This is a genomic window from Flavobacterium flavipallidum, from assembly GCF_038289905.1.
Classification (GTDB): Bacteria; Bacteroidota; Bacteroidia; order Flavobacteriales; family Flavobacteriaceae; genus Flavobacterium; species Flavobacterium flavipallidum.
Genome location: NZ_JBBYHU010000025.1, coordinates 26442 through 42421, shown reverse-complemented (window position 1 = coordinate 42421; position 15980 = coordinate 26442). Strand labels below are relative to the sequence as shown.

The window sequence follows — 15980 nt, the reverse complement described above, 5'->3', positions numbered from 1 at the left end:
TGACAGCTTTGGAAGAAAACCAATTTATGATAAAAAAATGGCATTTTTACACCAGTTTAACTGTAATAATTGTATTCCTGAGTTACAGTTTTAAACCACTTAAGTTAGAAGAAAATGAGTGGTTTTTGAGGGGAAATGTTGAAGGGGAAAAATACCAGTTCCCTTCATTAGCGCAAGAAGTTAATTCCGGTTTAAATATTCCTTTCACAGGGAATTTATTCATCGGTTTTAAAGAAGCAATCGGATTTAGAGAATCCGAAAACAAGTACAAAAAAGTTAATTCGTTAGGGTATTTAGGGAAATACCAATTTGGAAACAAAACTTTGAGGTCTATTGGAATTCATGATACAGATAAATTCTTAAGAAGCCCAAAACTGCAAGAAAAAGCCTTTGTTGCTTTATTATCTAAAAACAAATCCATTTTAAAGGACATTATCGAGAAATACGACGGAAAAGTTGTAGGTGGTATTTTGATTACCGAATCGGGTATTCTTGCTGCTGCTCATCTTGGAGGTACTGGTACCGTAAAAAGATATTTCAGAAGTAATGGAAAGAGATTCTTTAGGGATGCTTATGGTACTTCGATTAGAAGTTATTTAAAAGCATTTTCTGGTTATGATACCTCTTTTATTGTGCCAAATAGCAACGCTGTAGTTTCTCTTTAAATTGAAAATTCTTGAAAAGAGAGTCCTTTTTATGACTTCGGACTCTCTTTTAATGTTTTTCCTCAATAAAAAAACTTAGTATTTTTGAAGCTATTTTACTGATGTTGGTTCCCGGACCAAAGATAGCAGCTGTTCCTGCATCAAAAAGGTACTGATAATCTTGGGTAGGTATCACACCGCCAATTACCACCATAATGTCTTCTCGTCCGAATTTTTTTAGTTCCTCAATTAATTGTGGAACCAAAGTTTTATGACCAGCGGCTAAGGAAGAGACGCCTACGATATGAACATCATTTTCAATTGCTTGTTTAGCGGTTTCTGCAGGAGTTTGAAAAAGAGGCGCAATATCCACATCAAAACCGATATCGGCAAAAGCAGTTGCTACCACCTTTGCACCTCTGTCATGTCCGTCCTGACCCATTTTAGCAATCATAATTCTGGGGCGACGACCTTCCTGAAGAGTAAATGCGTCAGCTAATTGTTTTGCTTTTTCAAAACTTTTATTCTGTTTTATTGTATTACTATACACACCGCTTAACGTTTTAATTTGTGCCTGATGTCTTCCGTATACCGTTTCTAAAGCCTGACTAATTTCACCTAAAGTGGCTCTCTCTCGGGCAGCTTCAACAGCTAACTCTAATAAATTACCATTTCCGCTTTGTGCACAAAGGGTAATTTTTTCTAAAGCTTCTTTAACTCTTGAGCCATTTCTGTTTTTTTTGACCTGTTGTAGTCTTTCTAATTGTTGACTTCTTACTTTTTCAATGTCAATATCCAGAACATTTAAAGGTACCTCTTTTTTTGCTTGAAATTTATTAACGCCTACAATTATATCCTGTTCGCTGTCAATTCGTGCCTGTTTGCGTGCGGATGCTTCTTCAATTCGTAATTTCGGAATTCCGCTTGCCAATGCTTTGGTCATTCCACCAAGGGCTTCAATTTCTTCAATGTGTTTCCAGGCTTTTTCGGCAATTTCATTCGTTAAACTTTCTAAATAATAACTACCTGCCCAAGGGTCAACTGTTTTGGTGATTTTAGTTTCTTCTAATAGATACAACTGCGTATTTCGTGCGATTCGTGCCGAAAATTCGCTTGGCAAAGCCATAGCTTCGTCCAAGGCATTTGTATGAAGGGATTGAGTGCCTCCAAAAACAGCAGCGGCCGCTTCGATACAGGTACGGGCTACATTGTTAAAAGGATCCTGAGCCGTTAAACTCCAGCCGCTGGTTTGACAATGAGTGCGTAGCGAAAGTGACTTATTATTTTTCGGATTAAAATTTTGCATGAGTTTAGTCCAAATCATTCTGGCGGCTCTCATTTTGGCAATTTCCATAAAATGATTCATCCCAATCCCCCAAAAGAATGATAATCGGGGAGCAAAATCGTCAATTTTGAGTCCTGCCGAAAGTCCGGTTCTTACATATTCTAAGCCATCAGCAAGTGTGTAGGCCAATTCAATATCTGCAGTTCCTCCCGCTTCCTGCATGTGGTAACCCGAAATAGAAATCGAATGGAATTTGGGCATGTTTTTGCTGCAATATTCAAAAATAGCAGCAATAATTTTCATCGAAGCTTCCGGTGGATAAATATAAGTATTGCGAACCATAAATTCTTTCAGGATGTCATTTTGAATCGTTCCTGAAAGTTGTTCTGGTTTAACACCTTGTTCTTCGGCGGCAACGATATAAAAAGCCATTATGGGTAAAACTGCTCCGTTCATCGTCATGGAAACCGACATTTTGTCTAACGGAATCTGGTCGAAAAGTATTTTGAAATCTTCAACAGTATCAATGGCTACACCTGCTTTTCCTACATCGCCTTGTACACGTTCGTGGTCCGAATCATAACCGCGATGCGTCGCCAAGTCAAAGGCAACAGATAGTCCTTCCTGACCGGCTTTTAGATTTTTTCTGTAAAAAGCATTACTTTCCTCAGCAGTTGAAAATCCTGAATATTGGCGGATAGTCCAGGGTTTTTGAACGTACATCGTAGTGTGAGGTCCTCGTAGAAATGGAGGAAATCCCGCAGTAAAATCCAAATGGTCCAAATCCTCAATATCTTTTTCTGAATAATTGGATTTGAGTTCGATACCTTCTGCCGTGACAAAATTTTCAACAGTCGAATTTTCTTTTGCAAAAGAAAATTCAAAACTGCTTTCAGCTTCTGATTTTAGTTGAATATGTCGGAGGTCTTTTCGAATCATTTGGGTGCTTTTTGCAAATTGATTTTGGCTTGTATTCTTGATTTATTTTTCGGCTGCCAGTCGCTCTTGTTCGGATTGTTCTGCCAGACGTTTTTCAATTATTGGGGTAATCAGTGTTTTTCGGGGTTTTATTTTTACAAAAGGATACAACTCTATGTTGTCATTCATTTTGTCTTTTGGATTCTGGTATTTGTTGGTTCCAACCAAAATTTCTGTATTTGAATCAAAAAGTTGCTGTTCTTTATCGGCACTTTCCTGAATTTTTCGTTTGATAATGCCGTCGTTTAATTGCTTTAAAAAACCTCCGTTGGCTTCAATTTCTTTGAATAAAGCGAGTGCTTTTTCGGCAAGTTGCTGAGTTAAAGTTTCAATATAATAACTGCCATCAGCGGGATTGTTGACTTTGTCAAAATAACTTTCATTTTTCAAAATCAATAATTGATTTCGGGCAATGCGGTCGCTAAATTCATTGTTTTTATGGTAAATCGCATCATAAGGCAGATTAGCAATGGCATCAGCGCCACCTATGATGGCCGACATACATTCTGTCGTCGTGCGCAACAAATTCATGTTGTAATCATATAAGGTTTTGTTGCGTTTAGATGGTGTTACCAAGATATGACAATCTTTGTCGTGATAATACTCTTTAGCAATCAATTGGAACAATAGTCGTAAGGCACGTAATTTGGCTATTTCAAAAAAATAATTGCTACCTACAGCTACTTCAAAAGCTATTGATTGATGAATCGTAGAAATTCGGTTGAAGTATTCATTGGCATGAGCCAAAGCATAAGCAATTTGCTGTACCATTGTAGCACCTGCATTTTGATACAAGGCCAAATTGATACTAATTAAGGAATGCTCACGGAAGTTCTTTGAAAGCAATTGCAGACTTTCAAAATTGTTTTTTTCTTTAGCAACAAACCAATTGCCTTCTTTTGCTAATTGGCCTATAGGGTCTAAATTGTAAAATATGCGGGCTTTTTTTGAAGCTACAATTTTGTTTACTTTTTCTATAAAATCCACCGCAAGAAATTTTAAATCAAAATAGATAGCGGTGTTTTCTAAGGGTAAACTTTCAAGCAGTTTTTTGATATCCAGTGATTCATTGTCAATGGTGAAACGCAGACTTTCGGCTCCTCTTTGCAAGGCATCTAAAGCTCTGTCAATTGATTTTTGAACGTCAAAAACAAAGATGTTTTGGCAAATTTTAAAGTCGGAAGCAAAGGTAGGAGCGGTTGTAGTTTGGCTAAAATCGTCTCCATGGTAAAAAGGTCTTACTTTAATGTTTTCCGGTGAATTCCAAACTAAATTTTCATTATAATCGGCACCATCCAATTCATATTGGATTCGTTGTTTCCATTGTTTGGAGGAAACAGGATCAAAATCTTCGAATAGGTGAGTCGCCATTTTAGTTTGGTTTAATCCCCTTCTTGAGAGGGTTTGAGGGTATACTGTTTATTTTTTCTCAATCGTGTCGCCTTCGAATTCAACAATGTAAATATCCTCGCTGTCTTTTTTCATATAATATTTTTCACGGGCATATTTTTCAACCTGATCCGGATTTTTGAGTTGCTTGATCTGCGCTTCGTCTTTTTTTATTTCATCCTGATAGTAGGTTTTGTTGTCTTCCAGTTCTTCAATCTGATTGTCTAAAACCCGATGGTCAAAATAAGAATAATTGTCCAGAAATAACATCCAAACAATGAAAAATAATAAGGACCAAATGTACTTATTGCTTAAAAATTTAAACCAGGCTTTTTCTTTATAGGGATTTGTCATTTGTTGTATCTATTTCAGGAATACTTTTTTATTTTACAAAAATAATAGGATTCACGTTTTGATTTAAGTTGAAAAATCAGATTTATTGATTTTCTTTTTTGCTTGATCAAAAAAGAAACAAAAAAATCAAGTCTGCACTTCCTCGTCGGTCAAATTAGTTTTCGAATGCTAAAAGAAAAGAACTCGTCCTTCGTCCTCAAACAGCTTTTCTTTTTTCGCATTCTTCAAACATTTGACGCCCGACTGCGGAAGTTAAGGACAATTGCAACTTCAAACTAAAAGTTTAAAATTACGATAAAATTATAGAATTTTTTGGTTTATTACACTACGCAGCATGTCGATGGCTACTGTATTGTAATTATTATTCGGGATAATGATATCGGCAAAGGCTTTCGTAGGTTCAATGAACTGTTCGTGCATGGGTTTTAAGGTTTTTTGATAACGGTTGAGGACTTCATCCATATCGCGGCCTCGTTCGGCGATGTCTCTTTTTAAACGGCGAATAAGGCGTTCATCGGCATCGGCATGCACGAAGATTTTGATGTCAAATAGACCTCTTAGTTCGGCATGCGCCAAAATCAAAATCCCTTCTACAATCATTACTTTTCGTGGATGGGTGCTTATCGTATCTTCTGTGCGGTTGTGTGTCACAAAGGAATAAATGGGTTGCTGAATGGTTTCGCCAGCCTTGAGTTGGTTTAAATGACTGACCAATAAATCAAAATCAATGGCTCTGGGATGGTCAAAGTTGATGAGTACCCGCTCATCATAACTAAGATGATTGGTTTCTTTGTAATAAGAGTCCTGAGATATTACGCCTACCTCGGCATCCGGTAATTGATTCATGATTTGGCGTACCACCGTGGTTTTTCCGCTACCGGTTCCGCCTGCAATTCCTATAATCAGCATAGGTTGTTTTTTGTATTAGGATACAACAAAAATAGCAATTTAATTGGGAGTTGCTTTGGGTTTTTGGGTGAAATGTTGTCGGGTTATCAATAAGTTTTATTGGTGTTTTTTGTTTTTTAGGTAACAAGAGGATACGTTTGTGAATTTGTTGAAATTAATGTTTTAGATAATAGCCTTTTATTCACTTGTGTACTTATTCCATCTTTAATAATAGTTTATTGGTCTCAATCTCGGGTTTAAAACCCTGCAATTTATTGCAGTACTTTAGTAATGCGAAAAAATCTATATTTTTAGGTTATGAGTACAGATTTAAGAAAAGGTTCGCACACAGTAAGCAGATTAACATGTCATGTTGTTTGGGTTACAAAATATAATTGGGGGCAACATTTTTGGGCAAGTGGTTACGGAGTTTGGAGTACGGGTAATATTACAGATAAAATGGTGAATGAATATTTAGAGCATCATCGGAAAAAAGATGATAATGAGAATTCAAATTTCATTCTCGAATGAAAGAAAAAGAGGGACTTTCAGTCCCTCGTAAAAACCAACCTCTGCACTTTCAGTGCAGAGTGGTTTAGTTTTAAGATAAAACCCTTCATTATCGCATTGAATCATTCCGTAAAAATTTGTTTCTAAATAATTCATAAAATCTCCGTTTACATCATAACCTTTATCTAAAATGTCTGATGTAGGTAGCTGTATGCAAATTATATATTCTGTTTTATTTAAATGAGAAAATACTTTCTTCTTATTCAATTCAAAAAAAGAAGGCTTTCCAATGGCTTTGCAAAATTCTTCGATTTCTTGTTCTGCTAAGTGATCTGATTCTTTCTCGTTTAATTCTACTATTAATGGTAATCTTTCAGAATCATAAAATAATTCAAATTCATTCCAATTATCAGGTAATTCGTTTAAGTTAATACTAATGTTATGGCCTTTTGTATTAAGATAATCAAGTATTTGATTAATCTTAGGTTTCTGTGTGCTTGAGCAAAATACTCTTGTGTAATAACCCACTATTGATTGATTTATAAATTAGTATTTACTATTTTTTGGAAAATGATAAAAGAGAAAAAAATAACTAAATCACTTATTCTTCTTTGCTTTAATCATTGCTTCCAGTTGGTCCCACAATTCTTCCGGAATGGCTTCTAATATATTGAATTGTCCTGCGCCTTTGAGCCATTCGCCACCGTCAATGACAATGACTTCGCCATTAATATAAGCCGAGAAATCGGAAACCAAGTAAGCCGCCAGATTAGCCAACTCCTGATGATCGCCCACACGCTTGAGTGGTACTTTTTGAGCCAAATCAAATTTTTGAGCCAAATCTCCCGGTAACAATCTGTCCCAAGCGCCTTTGGTAGGGAAAGGTCCGGGCGCAATAGCATTGGTACGAATGCCGTATTTAGCCCATTCGACGGCCAGACTTCGGGTCATGGCGAGCACGCCAGCTTTGGCAGTCGCACTGGGTACCACATAAGCCGAACCGGTCCAAGCGTAGGTAGTGACAATATTCAAAACCGTAGCAGATGTTTGTTTGCTGTCGATCCAATGTTTTCCAAAAGCCAAGGTGCAGTTTTTTGTGCCTTTTAAAACGATATCAATAATGGTATCAAAGGCATTGGCCGACAGTCGCTCAGTAGGAGAAATGAAGTTTCCGGCTGCATTGTTTAGTAAAATATCAACTTTGCCAAAAGCCTTCAGAACTTGTTGCAACATGTTTTCGACTTCTTCATAATGACGTACATCGCATTGTAGGGGCAAGCAAGTGCCGCCAGTTGTGGTTTCCAACTCGGTTGCTGTATGAGTCAATTTGCTTAAATCACGTGAAGTAATGGCTACCTTAGCACCTAGCTCCAAAAAATATTGGGTCATGGATTTTCCTAATCCGCTACCACCACCGGTAACAACAATTACTTTGCCTTGCAGGGCATCGTCTCGTAACATTTTTTGGCTAAAGTTCATTTTGATGAGGTTTTATGGTAAATATACGAAATCGGAGATTTGTTATAATTGGGTTTTGATTATAATTTTAGTTAAGTAGTTTTTTAAGGCAAACGTATGAATTTATTTTTGCCACGAATATCACTAATTTGCACAAAAAATAGTAATTCTAAAAATAAATTACACCAATTTATATCTGCTTTTAGCAGATTCGTGTAATAAAGCAACATTTAAATTTGTGTTTTTTCGTGTAATTTGTGGCTGTTTTTCTTATTTCTAAACTTAGGACGTTTGCCCTGAGTAGATTGTCTAAATTGCACAAAGTCTCCTCGCGGCTTCTTCTAAAGTTGCATTATCCTTTGCAAAACAAAAACGAATTAAGCGCAAATCTTTACCATTTTCATAGAAAGTAGAAATAGGAATGGCGGCAACTCCGTGTTCGATAATGAGGCGTTTGCAAAAATCCACATCGTTTTCATCAGAGATAGCTTTGTAAGACACGACTTGAAAATAGGTGCCTTCGCAAGGCATTAATTCGAATCGGCTGTTAGAAAGTAATTTTTGGAAATAATCTCTTTTTTGCTGATAAAAGGGACTAATTTCTTCGACTGAAACGTAGTCTAAATACTGGCTAATGGCAGCCTGCGAAATACTGTTGACACTAAAAACCAGAAATTGGTGCACTTTTTTGATTTCTTTCATCAAATGTTCAGGAGCTACAACATAACCGATTTTCCAACCTGTAATGTGGAAGCTTTTTCCAAAAGAAGCGGTAATTATTGCTCTGTTTCGTAGGGCTGGACGTGTATGGATGGATAGGTGTTTTTGTTCGAAAGTAATGTATTCGTAAACTTCGTCAGACAACAGAATTATTTTTGGGAATTTTGCTAAAATGCTTTCCAGTCTTTCGATATCAGTCATTGATAGGATTTTCCCCGTTGGGTTGTGCGGGTTGGTAATGACGATCATTTTGGTGTTGTCATTACAGCCTTTTTCGATTAAATCCCAATTGGGGGTGTAGTCGTCATTTAACGGAATTCGGACAGGAATTCCACCGGATAACAAAACATTGGGCTCGTAAGAGTCGTAACTGGGATCTAAAATAATGACTTCGTCTCCGCTTCCAACTAATGCTTGAATACTACTGTAAATGCCCTGTGTGGCTCCGGCTGTAATTAAAATTTCGGTTTCTGGCTGAATAGTTCTATTGTATGATTTCTGAACTAATGATGCAATTTTATTTAGTAATGGCGGAAAACCTGCCATCGGAGTGTATTGATGTACGTCTTCCTTGGCCAGTTGGGCTACAATATCAGTCAGCTTTTCATCTACTGGAAAATTGGGGAAACCTTGAGATAAATTGATGGCATTGTACTCGGCTGCCATTTTTGACATAACCGTGAAAATACTGGTGGTGATATTGGGAAGTTTAGACATGACTTACTTTTTAAAGGCCTAAAAGTAAGGAAAGCTACTGAGAAAATAAATATGTTTTATTGTAACTATGTAAGTCATATAAGTTCATATAAGAATGGGGTGTCGAAAATTGAGGGTTTTTATTTCGACTTATTTATTCTGAAAAATGAAAACCTTAACAAAAAAAACTTATATGACTTATATGTTTAAAAAAAATAAAATGGGAAACTACATTTTATGAATAATAAAAATAGTAGGGCGTTTGTGTAAATCCATATTTTCTTTTTTCCAGGCCGAAATTTTCTTGGTTTTTATGTATTCCGTTGGCAACGTGATATCGGTTGCGATACACAAATGGGTTTCAGGATGTAGTATCTGAATTAAATCTTCTACTAATTTGTTGTTGCGATATGGGGTTTCAATGAAAATTTGGGATTGATTTTTTTCGAATGAAATACGTTCCAAAGCTTTAAGAGTGGCTCTTTTTTCGTCTTTTTCAATCGGTAAATAACCATGAAAAGTAAAACTTTGTCCGTTCATTCCAGATGCCATCATGGCTAATAAAATAGAAGAAGGACCTACAAGAGGAACAACCTGAATACCTTTTTCATGGGCTAATTTTACAATTACAGCACCGGGATCAGCGACTCCTGGACAGCCGGCTTCACTCATCAAACCTACATTTTTTCCTTCTAACAACGGTTGGATAAAGTCTTTATGTTCTTTGGAATCGGTGTGTTTGTTGAGAGCAAAAAGGATTAAATCAGATTGTTTCTTTTCAGGATGTACTGCCTTAATAGATTTTCTTGCTGTTTTTTCGTTTTCTACAATATAATGGTCAATGAAATCAATCGTTCTTTTTACAGTTTGGGGTAAAACGTCCATTGGGTCGCATTCTCCCATGGTAGTTGGGATTAGATAGAGTTTTCCAAAAGGAGTATTCGATTTCATTAGGTTTTTGTTTTGAGTGTTAAGCTAAAAATTAGTTATGATTAGCTTTCAATTTTGTTGCGATGATTTCACAGGCTTCGTCAAGCATTTGGTACACCATTTCAAAACCATTGGCGATGCCGTAATAAGGATCCGGAACATCTACATTTTCATTCGGATACAATTCGTTCAGGATGATCTCAACTTTTTCTTTTTGTTTATCATTTTTTGCTAAACGTATTACATCTCTGAAGTTGGATTTGTCCATTACATAGATATAATCGAAAGTTTCGAAATCCTCCACTTTAAATAGTCGAGCTCTTTGATACGAGATGTCTAAATTGTGGTTTTTTGCTACGGCAATGGAACGAGAATCAGGTTGATTTCCGGAATGCCATGCTCCTGTACCGGCAGAGTCAACGAAGAATTTGTCTTTTGGTAGTTTGGATGCTAAAATACCTTCAGCCAGTGGTGACCGACAGATATTGCCCAAACATACCATTAAAATTTTGACAGACATATTGCTATTATAGCGTTAGTTTTTTGTGGATATCTTCGACAAATTTTTTGAATTGTTTGTCGGTTGCTACCAAATTGTCAACCGTTTTACAAGCGTGTAAAACAGTAGCGTGGTCACGATCACCTATTTGTGAACCAATGTTAGCCAAAGAGTTTTTGGTGAATTTTTTAGCGAAAAACATCGCCAATTGCCTTGCTTGTACTACGTGCCTTTTTCGTGTTTTAGATTGCAGTGTTTCAACGTCCAATTGGAAATAATCAGAAACAATTTTTTGAATGTAATCGATGGAGATTTCTCTCTTTACATTTTTAACGAATTTTTCAACTACGCTTTTAGCAAGTTCGATAGTTACTTCTTTTTTGTTAAAAGAAGACTGAGCAATCAATGAAATAATAGCACCTTCCAGTTCTCGAACATTCGATTTAATGTTACGAGCTACATATTCGATAATTTCATCCGGCATTTCAACACCATCACGGTATAGAATATTTTTTAGAATCGAAATTCTAGTCTCGTAATCCGGTTGATGTAACTCTGCTGATAATCCCCATTTGAAACGAGATAATAAGCGTTGTTCAATATCCTGCATATCCACAGGAGCCTTGTCAGAAGTTAGGATGACTTGTTTGCCGTTTTGATGTAAATAGTTAAAGATGTGGAAAAACACGTCCTGAGTTCCAGATTTACCTGAAAGGAATTGTACGTCGTCAATGATTAATACATCAATTAATTGGTAGAAATGAATAAAATCATTTCGGGTGTTTTTCTTTACCGAATCTATATATTGTTGTGTGAAGATTTCAGCAGAGATATACAATACTGTTTTTTCAGGATATTTGTCTTTAATTTCAACTCCAATTGCGTGAGCCAGGTGTGTTTTTCCTAGTCCAACACCACCAAAAATTAACAATGGGTTGAATGAAGTTCCGCCCGGTTTATTGGCAACAGCCATACCCGCCGAACGAGCTAATCTGTTTGAATCACCTTCAAGGAAATTGTCGAAACTATAATTAGCGTTTAGTTGTGATTCAATCTTTAAGTTTCTGATTCCTGGGATTACAAATGGATTTTTTAATTCCGGATCCAGATTTTTTAAAGGAGCATCTACATTTTGTGGTTTTACTGGAGGACGGTTGGTACTTGGTAACTGTTCAGTGAACGGTTGTTTGTTACCATAAGTGTTCTCCATTTTAATTTTATAAAGTAACTTTGCGTTTTTTCCAAGTTCTTTAGTAAGGGCAACCTTCAATAATTTAACATAGTGTTCTTCTAACCATTCGTAGAAAAATTTACTAGGAACCTGAATGTATAATGCGTTATCGGTAAGTTCAACTGACTTAATTGGTTCAAACCAGGTTTTGTATGCCTGATCTTGAATATTGTCTTTTATAAAAGACAAACAGTTATCCCATACTGATTGAGCAGTTTTGTTCATAAATTCTGTTAAATTATTATATTTTTTATTCTGTTTTTTGAAGTAAATAATATCTAAAAAGTTATTATTTCTCGGGGAAACAAATATGTGAACAATTTTCGTTAAAAAAAAATATTTAGAGGTTGATTTTGTAGAAATATTATTGTAAGTAAGAGGAAAAGTATTCCAAAAAAAGGTATAAAAGAAATGTAAATTAAAAGATGAGAGAACACGAGTACAATGTTAGGGTAAGGTATGCAGAAACCGATCAAATGGGAGTGGTTTATCACGGGAATTATGCTCAGTATTTTGAGATGGGACGCGTGGAATGGCTTAGAAACATTGGGATTTCTTATAAATGGATGGAAGAAAATGGTGTGATGCTTCCAGTTGTTTCTTTGACAATGAATTATAAAAAACCTGCTCGATATGATGATATTTTGCGGGTTAAAACAATTTTCAAAAGCCAGAAATCAGTTAAGATTGAATTTGATTATGAAATCTATAATGAACAGGATGAGTTATTAACAATTGGGCACTCGGTTTTGGTCTTTGTTGATATGAAAACAGGCCGTCCGATGGCAGCTCCAGAGTATGTGAAAACGCAACTTTTACGAATTTAAAAATCGAAAGATTTGAAAGTGTTTTTTTGTCTAATTTGAGACAAAATTTTAGTACTAATTTTAAAGATTTTATAAAATTTTAAGGGTGGTTTTTTTGGTTTTTTATTAGGTAGAAAGTTATTTTTTTGATTTTATTTCAATTTCAAATAATGAATTAAAAATGTCGAATATTTGTTCGGCATTTTTTTTTCGGGTTTTGATTTCGATTTCGCAACTCATTTCCATTTTTTGATTGACAATGTCCAGATTCTTTTCTTTGATAATACGCATGACCTTATTCATGTTTTTGTAATCAAAAGAAATTAAAAAGTGAATGTCTATCGTTTTTTCAATAATGGAACAACTTTCTAGTGTGAGTTGAGCGGCAGTTTTGTAAGCTGTAATTAGTCCGCCAACGCCTAATTTGGTTCCTCCAAAAATGCGAACAATTACGACAAGCGTATTGGTAACTGCAAAAGACTGAATTTGGCCATAAATTGGCATTCCGGCACTATTACTGGGTTCTCCATCGTCATTGGCTCTGTAGCTTATTTTTTCAGTGCCTAATTGGTAAGCATAACAATAATGACAGGCGGTGGGATGTTGTTTTCTTAAAACATCAAGAATGGGTTTGACTTCCTCTTCGGAAGTGATGGGAAAAGCGTAGCCAAAGAATTTACTCCCTTTTTCTTTAAAAAGTATTTCTTCGGATTCATAAGCAATGGTGTTGTAGGTGTCCTTCATCTTCAATAGCAATGTCAAAAATTATTAGCAATTACAATACAAGTTGATTGTGATTGTTTGATTTTGAGATTACCGTTATTTTTTGGTATTGTTAAAGAATTGTTTTTTGAAATAAATCAATTACATCTTCTTTGCCTACTTGTAGATTCCAAACGTGAATTCCTAATGCAGCAGCAGCATCCGTATTTTCTTTTTTGTCGTCAACAAATAAGGTGCGTTTGGCTTGTAATTCGTGTTTGTTTAAAAGTGTTTGGTAAATTTCGGCATCCGGTTTACGCATTCCCATTTCGTATGAAAAATAAACTTTTTCAAAACATTGATAGAAATCACCATAAAAAGAAGCACCCACTCTTTGTTCAAATGTTTCTATGTGAATAGAATCGGTGTTGCTTAATAAGAATAAGCGGTATTTTTTAGAAAGCATTTGTAAAAATTCCAGTCGATACAAAGGAAAATCAGCCAAAATTGCATTCCATGATTCTAGGATTTCTTCGATACTGGCGTTGGGCATTTGTTTTTGAAAACCTATCAGAAATTCGTCTTTAGTTATATTGCCTTTTTCAAATTGAAAATTCAATTGGTCTAATTCGCTGTTCCATTCTTTTAAGCCAAGTCTTTTAAATCCATCCATTGTGGCTTTTTTGTCCAAATTGATGAAGATGTCTCCAAAATCGAAAATGATGGTATTTATGGTGCTAGTCATGGTTTTTTAGTATTAGGAGTTCGTCCTCAAGGATAAACTGTTTTTGGTTTGCTTTTGGTTGTATAACAGGAGCTTTTGTTCCTTTTTTTAAGTTGGTTTTTCCTTTAAAAATCCGTGCTTCATCCCAAAGGTTAACGTCAATAAAGGTTTGTAAGGTTTGACGGCCGCCTTCGATAATCACTGATTGAATCTGATGCTGATGCAAAATTTGTGTGATTTGGGGTGCAATATGTTGATCAAAATCAATTACTTCAAAGATAAGATTTTCTTCGTTTGTATGGGAGTTGGATTGGCAAAAAACAATAGTTGGAATTTGTTTATCCAGTAAATGATTCGTTTTTGGGATACGATTATTTCGGTCTAAAACGATTCTTATTGGTGATTTTCCACCCCAATCGCGCACATCTAATTTAGGATTGTCATCGATAGCAGTTCGTGTTCCTACTAAAATGGCTTGTTCTTCGCTTCTCCATTTGTGAACTAATTGTCTCGAATAGGAATTGCTAATCCAAACGGGTTTTTGTTCGGTTCTCTCTTCTGGTGCGATAAAGCCATCTTGACTTTCAGCCCATTTTAAAATGATATACGGGCGTTGTTTTTGATGAAAAGTAAAAAATCGTTTGTTGAGTTCGTTACATTTTTCTTCCAAAACACCAACCCTTACGTTTATACCTGCCTCGATTAATTTTTTGATGCCTCTTCCTGCTACTTTTTCATTAGGATCGACAGTTCCAATGACTACATTAGGAATTTTGTTTTGAATAATCAAATCGCAACAAGGCGGTGTTTTTCCAAAATGACTGCAAGGTTCCAAGCTTACATAAATGGTTGCTTTTTTTAGTAAAGACTTATCTTTAACTGAATTTACGGCATTTACTTCGGCATGAGGTTCGCCTGCTTTTTTGTGCCAGCCTTCACCTATTATTTTGCCTTCATAAACAATAACACTGCCTACCATCGGATTAGGGTAGGTAGTTCCTAAGCCGTTTTGGGCTAATTCAATGCAGCGCGCTAAGTATTTTTCATCTGTATTCACGGGGCAAAAATAGTCATTTTTGGATTTATGATTTAGTTTTGAAAAGGCTAAAAATAACAATAAACTATTTCTATTTTTGTCTTTTTATAGCTTAACATTAAAAATAATAATTAAAAACCATTAAGAAATTAAGAATGTTAAGCTTTAATGCTGCTTAATGACTTAATGGTGAAAAGGAAAATTTAAAGTTTTTAATCTGACAGAATGGTTATTAACATGTGTTTTTCTTATTTTGAACTTACTTAATATGCAAATCAAACAATACAGGTCTCTTTTTATTCAAGCGCTTTCGACTATTTATGATGAGGGCGAAGCTGAAAGTTTTTTCTACTTGATTTTAGAAGAAAAAAAACAATTGAAACGAATTGATTTGGCATTACAGCCCAATTTAAGTTTTTCGGATGCCGAATTGCAGCTTTGGAACGCTATTTTGGAACAATTAAAATTAGAGATTCCGGTTCAATATTTATTAGGGAAAACCCAATTTTACGGATTGGAATTCGAAGTTAATGAAAATGTGTTGATTCCAAGACCGGAAACGGAAGAGTTAGTGGATTGGATAATAAATAGTCAGCAGTCAGCAGTCAGCGGTCAGCAGTTGAGGATTTTAGATATCGGTACAGGGAGTGGTTGTATTGCAATTTCATTGGCTAAAAATATTCCGAATGCACAGGTTTTTGCTATTGATGTTTCTGAAAAAGCTTTGGCTACAGCCAAAAGAAATGCGGAATTAAATCAAGTGAATATTACTTGTATCCATAAAGATATTTTGCAAACTAATGATTTGGAACAGCAATTTGATATTATAGTTTCTAATCCTCCTTATGTTCGAAATCTGGAAAAACAGGAAATCAAGAAGAATGTTTTAGAGTATGAACCGCACCTTGCACTTTTTGTAGAAGATGATAACGCTTTAGTTTTTTATCGAAAAATAGCCGAATTGGCACAAAAAAATCTAACTCCAAACGGACAATTATTTTTTGAAATCAATCAGTATTTAGGAAAAGAAATGATTGCTATGCTTGAGAATATGAATTTCAAAGATGTCGAATTACGAAAAGATATTTACGGGAACGACAGAATGACAAAAAGTAGTGTTCAGTGAGCAG

General features: G+C 35.5%; 17 protein-coding genes. 4 read left to right on the top strand and 13 right to left on the bottom strand.

What is annotated here, in order from left to right:
- Window positions 1-26 precede the first annotated feature (26 nt).
- On the top strand, window positions 27-665 hold the full coding sequence (locus AAEO59_RS11890) for a peptidoglycan-binding protein LysM (protein ID WP_341700964.1): 639 nt from the start codon (window positions 27-29) through the stop codon (window positions 663-665).
- A gap of 49 nt (window positions 666-714) precedes the next feature.
- On the opposite strand, the gene scpA is transcribed toward AAEO59_RS11890, so the two are convergent.
- The 4 genes from scpA to udk form a co-directional block, all read right to left on the bottom strand.
- Complete coding sequence (gene scpA / locus AAEO59_RS11885) at window positions 715-2868, bottom strand: methylmalonyl-CoA mutase (protein ID WP_341700963.1); 2154 nt, start codon at window positions 2866-2868, stop codon at window positions 715-717.
- Between the two features lie 42 nt (window positions 2869-2910).
- A complete protein-coding gene (locus AAEO59_RS11880) occupies window positions 2911-4278 on the bottom strand; it encodes a methylmalonyl-CoA mutase subunit beta (protein ID WP_341700962.1) in 1368 nt (455 codons plus the stop codon).
- Window positions 4279-4326: 48 nt separating this feature from the next.
- On the bottom strand, window positions 4327-4650 hold the full coding sequence (locus AAEO59_RS11875; RefSeq protein WP_341700961.1) for an FtsB family cell division protein: 324 nt from the start codon (window positions 4648-4650) through the stop codon (window positions 4327-4329).
- A 300-nt stretch (window positions 4651-4950) separates the two neighbouring features.
- A complete protein-coding gene (gene udk / locus AAEO59_RS11870; RefSeq protein ID WP_341700960.1) occupies window positions 4951-5559 on the bottom strand; it encodes a uridine kinase in 609 nt (202 codons plus the stop codon).
- A gap of 297 nt (window positions 5560-5856) precedes the next feature.
- Between udk and AAEO59_RS11865 the strand changes: the two genes are divergently transcribed.
- Window positions 5857-6069 (top strand): transposase, encoded by a 213-nt coding sequence (locus tag AAEO59_RS11865; protein WP_341700959.1) that lies wholly within the window; start codon window positions 5857-5859, stop codon window positions 6067-6069.
- Here the strand turns inward: AAEO59_RS11865 and AAEO59_RS11860 are convergent.
- From AAEO59_RS11860 to dnaA, 6 genes are all read right to left on the bottom strand, one after another.
- Window positions 6049-6576, bottom strand: a complete 528-nt coding sequence (locus AAEO59_RS11860) for a hypothetical protein (protein WP_341700958.1) — start codon at window positions 6574-6576, stop codon at window positions 6049-6051. The genes AAEO59_RS11865 and AAEO59_RS11860 overlap by 21 nt on opposite strands.
- Window positions 6577-6645: 69 nt before the next feature.
- Entirely contained in the window at window positions 6646-7527 is an 882-nt protein-coding gene (locus AAEO59_RS11855) for an SDR family oxidoreductase (RefSeq protein ID WP_341700957.1), read from the bottom strand.
- A gap of 288 nt (window positions 7528-7815) precedes the next feature.
- On the bottom strand, window positions 7816-8943 hold the full coding sequence (locus AAEO59_RS11850) for a methionine aminotransferase (protein WP_341700956.1): 1128 nt from the start codon (window positions 8941-8943) through the stop codon (window positions 7816-7818).
- A 207-nt stretch (window positions 8944-9150) separates the two neighbouring features.
- On the bottom strand, window positions 9151-9873 hold the full coding sequence (locus tag AAEO59_RS11845; protein ID WP_341700955.1) for an SAM-dependent methyltransferase: 723 nt from the start codon (window positions 9871-9873) through the stop codon (window positions 9151-9153).
- A gap of 31 nt (window positions 9874-9904) precedes the next feature.
- Window positions 9905-10372 (bottom strand): low molecular weight protein-tyrosine-phosphatase, encoded by a 468-nt coding sequence (locus AAEO59_RS11840; protein ID WP_341700954.1) that lies wholly within the window; start codon window positions 10370-10372, stop codon window positions 9905-9907.
- A 7-nt stretch (window positions 10373-10379) separates the two neighbouring features.
- On the bottom strand, window positions 10380-11807 hold the full coding sequence (dnaA, locus tag AAEO59_RS11835) for a chromosomal replication initiator protein DnaA (RefSeq protein WP_341700953.1): 1428 nt from the start codon (window positions 11805-11807) through the stop codon (window positions 10380-10382).
- 200 nt (window positions 11808-12007) lie between these two features.
- Here dnaA and AAEO59_RS11830 point away from each other — a divergent pair, with 200 nt between their 5' ends.
- Window positions 12008-12409 (top strand): acyl-CoA thioesterase, encoded by a 402-nt coding sequence (locus tag AAEO59_RS11830; protein ID WP_341700952.1) that lies wholly within the window; start codon window positions 12008-12010, stop codon window positions 12407-12409.
- Between the two features lie 117 nt (window positions 12410-12526).
- On the opposite strand, the gene AAEO59_RS11825 is transcribed toward AAEO59_RS11830, so the two are convergent.
- The 3 genes from AAEO59_RS11825 to ribD all read right to left on the bottom strand — a co-directional run bounded on the left by AAEO59_RS11825 (window position 12527) and on the right by ribD (window position 14871).
- On the bottom strand, window positions 12527-13138 hold the full coding sequence (locus tag AAEO59_RS11825) for an IMPACT family protein (RefSeq protein WP_341700977.1): 612 nt from the start codon (window positions 13136-13138) through the stop codon (window positions 12527-12529).
- 85 nt (window positions 13139-13223) lie between these two features.
- Window positions 13224-13835, bottom strand: a complete 612-nt coding sequence (locus AAEO59_RS11820) for an HAD family hydrolase (RefSeq protein ID WP_341700951.1) — start codon at window positions 13833-13835, stop codon at window positions 13224-13226.
- Window positions 13828-14871 (bottom strand): bifunctional diaminohydroxyphosphoribosylaminopyrimidine deaminase/5-amino-6-(5-phosphoribosylamino)uracil reductase RibD, encoded by a 1044-nt coding sequence (gene ribD / locus AAEO59_RS11815; protein ID WP_341700950.1) that lies wholly within the window; start codon window positions 14869-14871, stop codon window positions 13828-13830. The genes AAEO59_RS11820 and ribD overlap by 8 nt, the downstream gene beginning before the upstream one ends.
- Before the next feature lie 247 nt (window positions 14872-15118).
- Here ribD and prmC point away from each other — a divergent pair, with 247 nt between their 5' ends.
- The gene (prmC, locus tag AAEO59_RS11810) at window positions 15119-15976 is read left to right on the top strand and encodes a peptide chain release factor N(5)-glutamine methyltransferase (RefSeq protein ID WP_341700949.1); all 858 of its coding nucleotides are present in this window, start codon (window positions 15119-15121) and stop codon (window positions 15974-15976) included.
- The last annotated feature ends 4 nt before the right edge of the window (window positions 15977-15980 follow it).

Bases quoted from the DNA above. Each gene is read 5' to 3' on its own strand.
- udk (WP_341700960.1), bottom strand. From the start codon at position 5,559: ATGCTGATTATAGGAATTGCAGGCGGAACCGGTAGCGGAAAAACCACG.
- AAEO59_RS11875 (WP_341700961.1), bottom strand. From the start codon at position 4,650: ATGACAAATCCCTATAAAGAAAAAGCCTGGTTTAAATTTTTAAGCAAT.
- prmC (WP_341700949.1), top strand. From the start codon at position 15,119: ATGCAAATCAAACAATACAGGTCTCTTTTTATTCAAGCGCTTTCGACT.
- AAEO59_RS11855 (WP_341700957.1), bottom strand. From the start codon at position 7,527: ATGAACTTTAGCCAAAAAATGTTACGAGACGATGCCCTGCAAGGCAAA.
- AAEO59_RS11840 (WP_341700954.1), bottom strand. From the start codon at position 10,372: ATGTCTGTCAAAATTTTAATGGTATGTTTGGGCAATATCTGTCGGTCA.
- AAEO59_RS11865 (WP_341700959.1), top strand. From the start codon at position 5,857: ATGAGTACAGATTTAAGAAAAGGTTCGCACACAGTAAGCAGATTAACA.
- AAEO59_RS11830 (WP_341700952.1), top strand. From the start codon at position 12,008: ATGAGAGAACACGAGTACAATGTTAGGGTAAGGTATGCAGAAACCGAT.
- AAEO59_RS11890 (WP_341700964.1), top strand. From the start codon at position 27: ATGATAAAAAAATGGCATTTTTACACCAGTTTAACTGTAATAATTGTA.
- AAEO59_RS11880 (WP_341700962.1), bottom strand. From the start codon at position 4,278: ATGGCGACTCACCTATTCGAAGATTTTGATCCTGTTTCCTCCAAACAA.
- AAEO59_RS11850 (WP_341700956.1), bottom strand. From the start codon at position 8,943: ATGTCTAAACTTCCCAATATCACCACCAGTATTTTCACGGTTATGTCA.
- scpA (WP_341700963.1), bottom strand. From the start codon at position 2,868: ATGATTCGAAAAGACCTCCGACATATTCAACTAAAATCAGAAGCTGAA.
- AAEO59_RS11845 (WP_341700955.1), bottom strand. From the start codon at position 9,873: ATGAAATCGAATACTCCTTTTGGAAAACTCTATCTAATCCCAACTACC.
- dnaA (WP_341700953.1), bottom strand. From the start codon at position 11,807: ATGAACAAAACTGCTCAATCAGTATGGGATAACTGTTTGTCTTTTATA.
- AAEO59_RS11820 (WP_341700951.1), bottom strand. From the start codon at position 13,835: ATGACTAGCACCATAAATACCATCATTTTCGATTTTGGAGACATCTTC.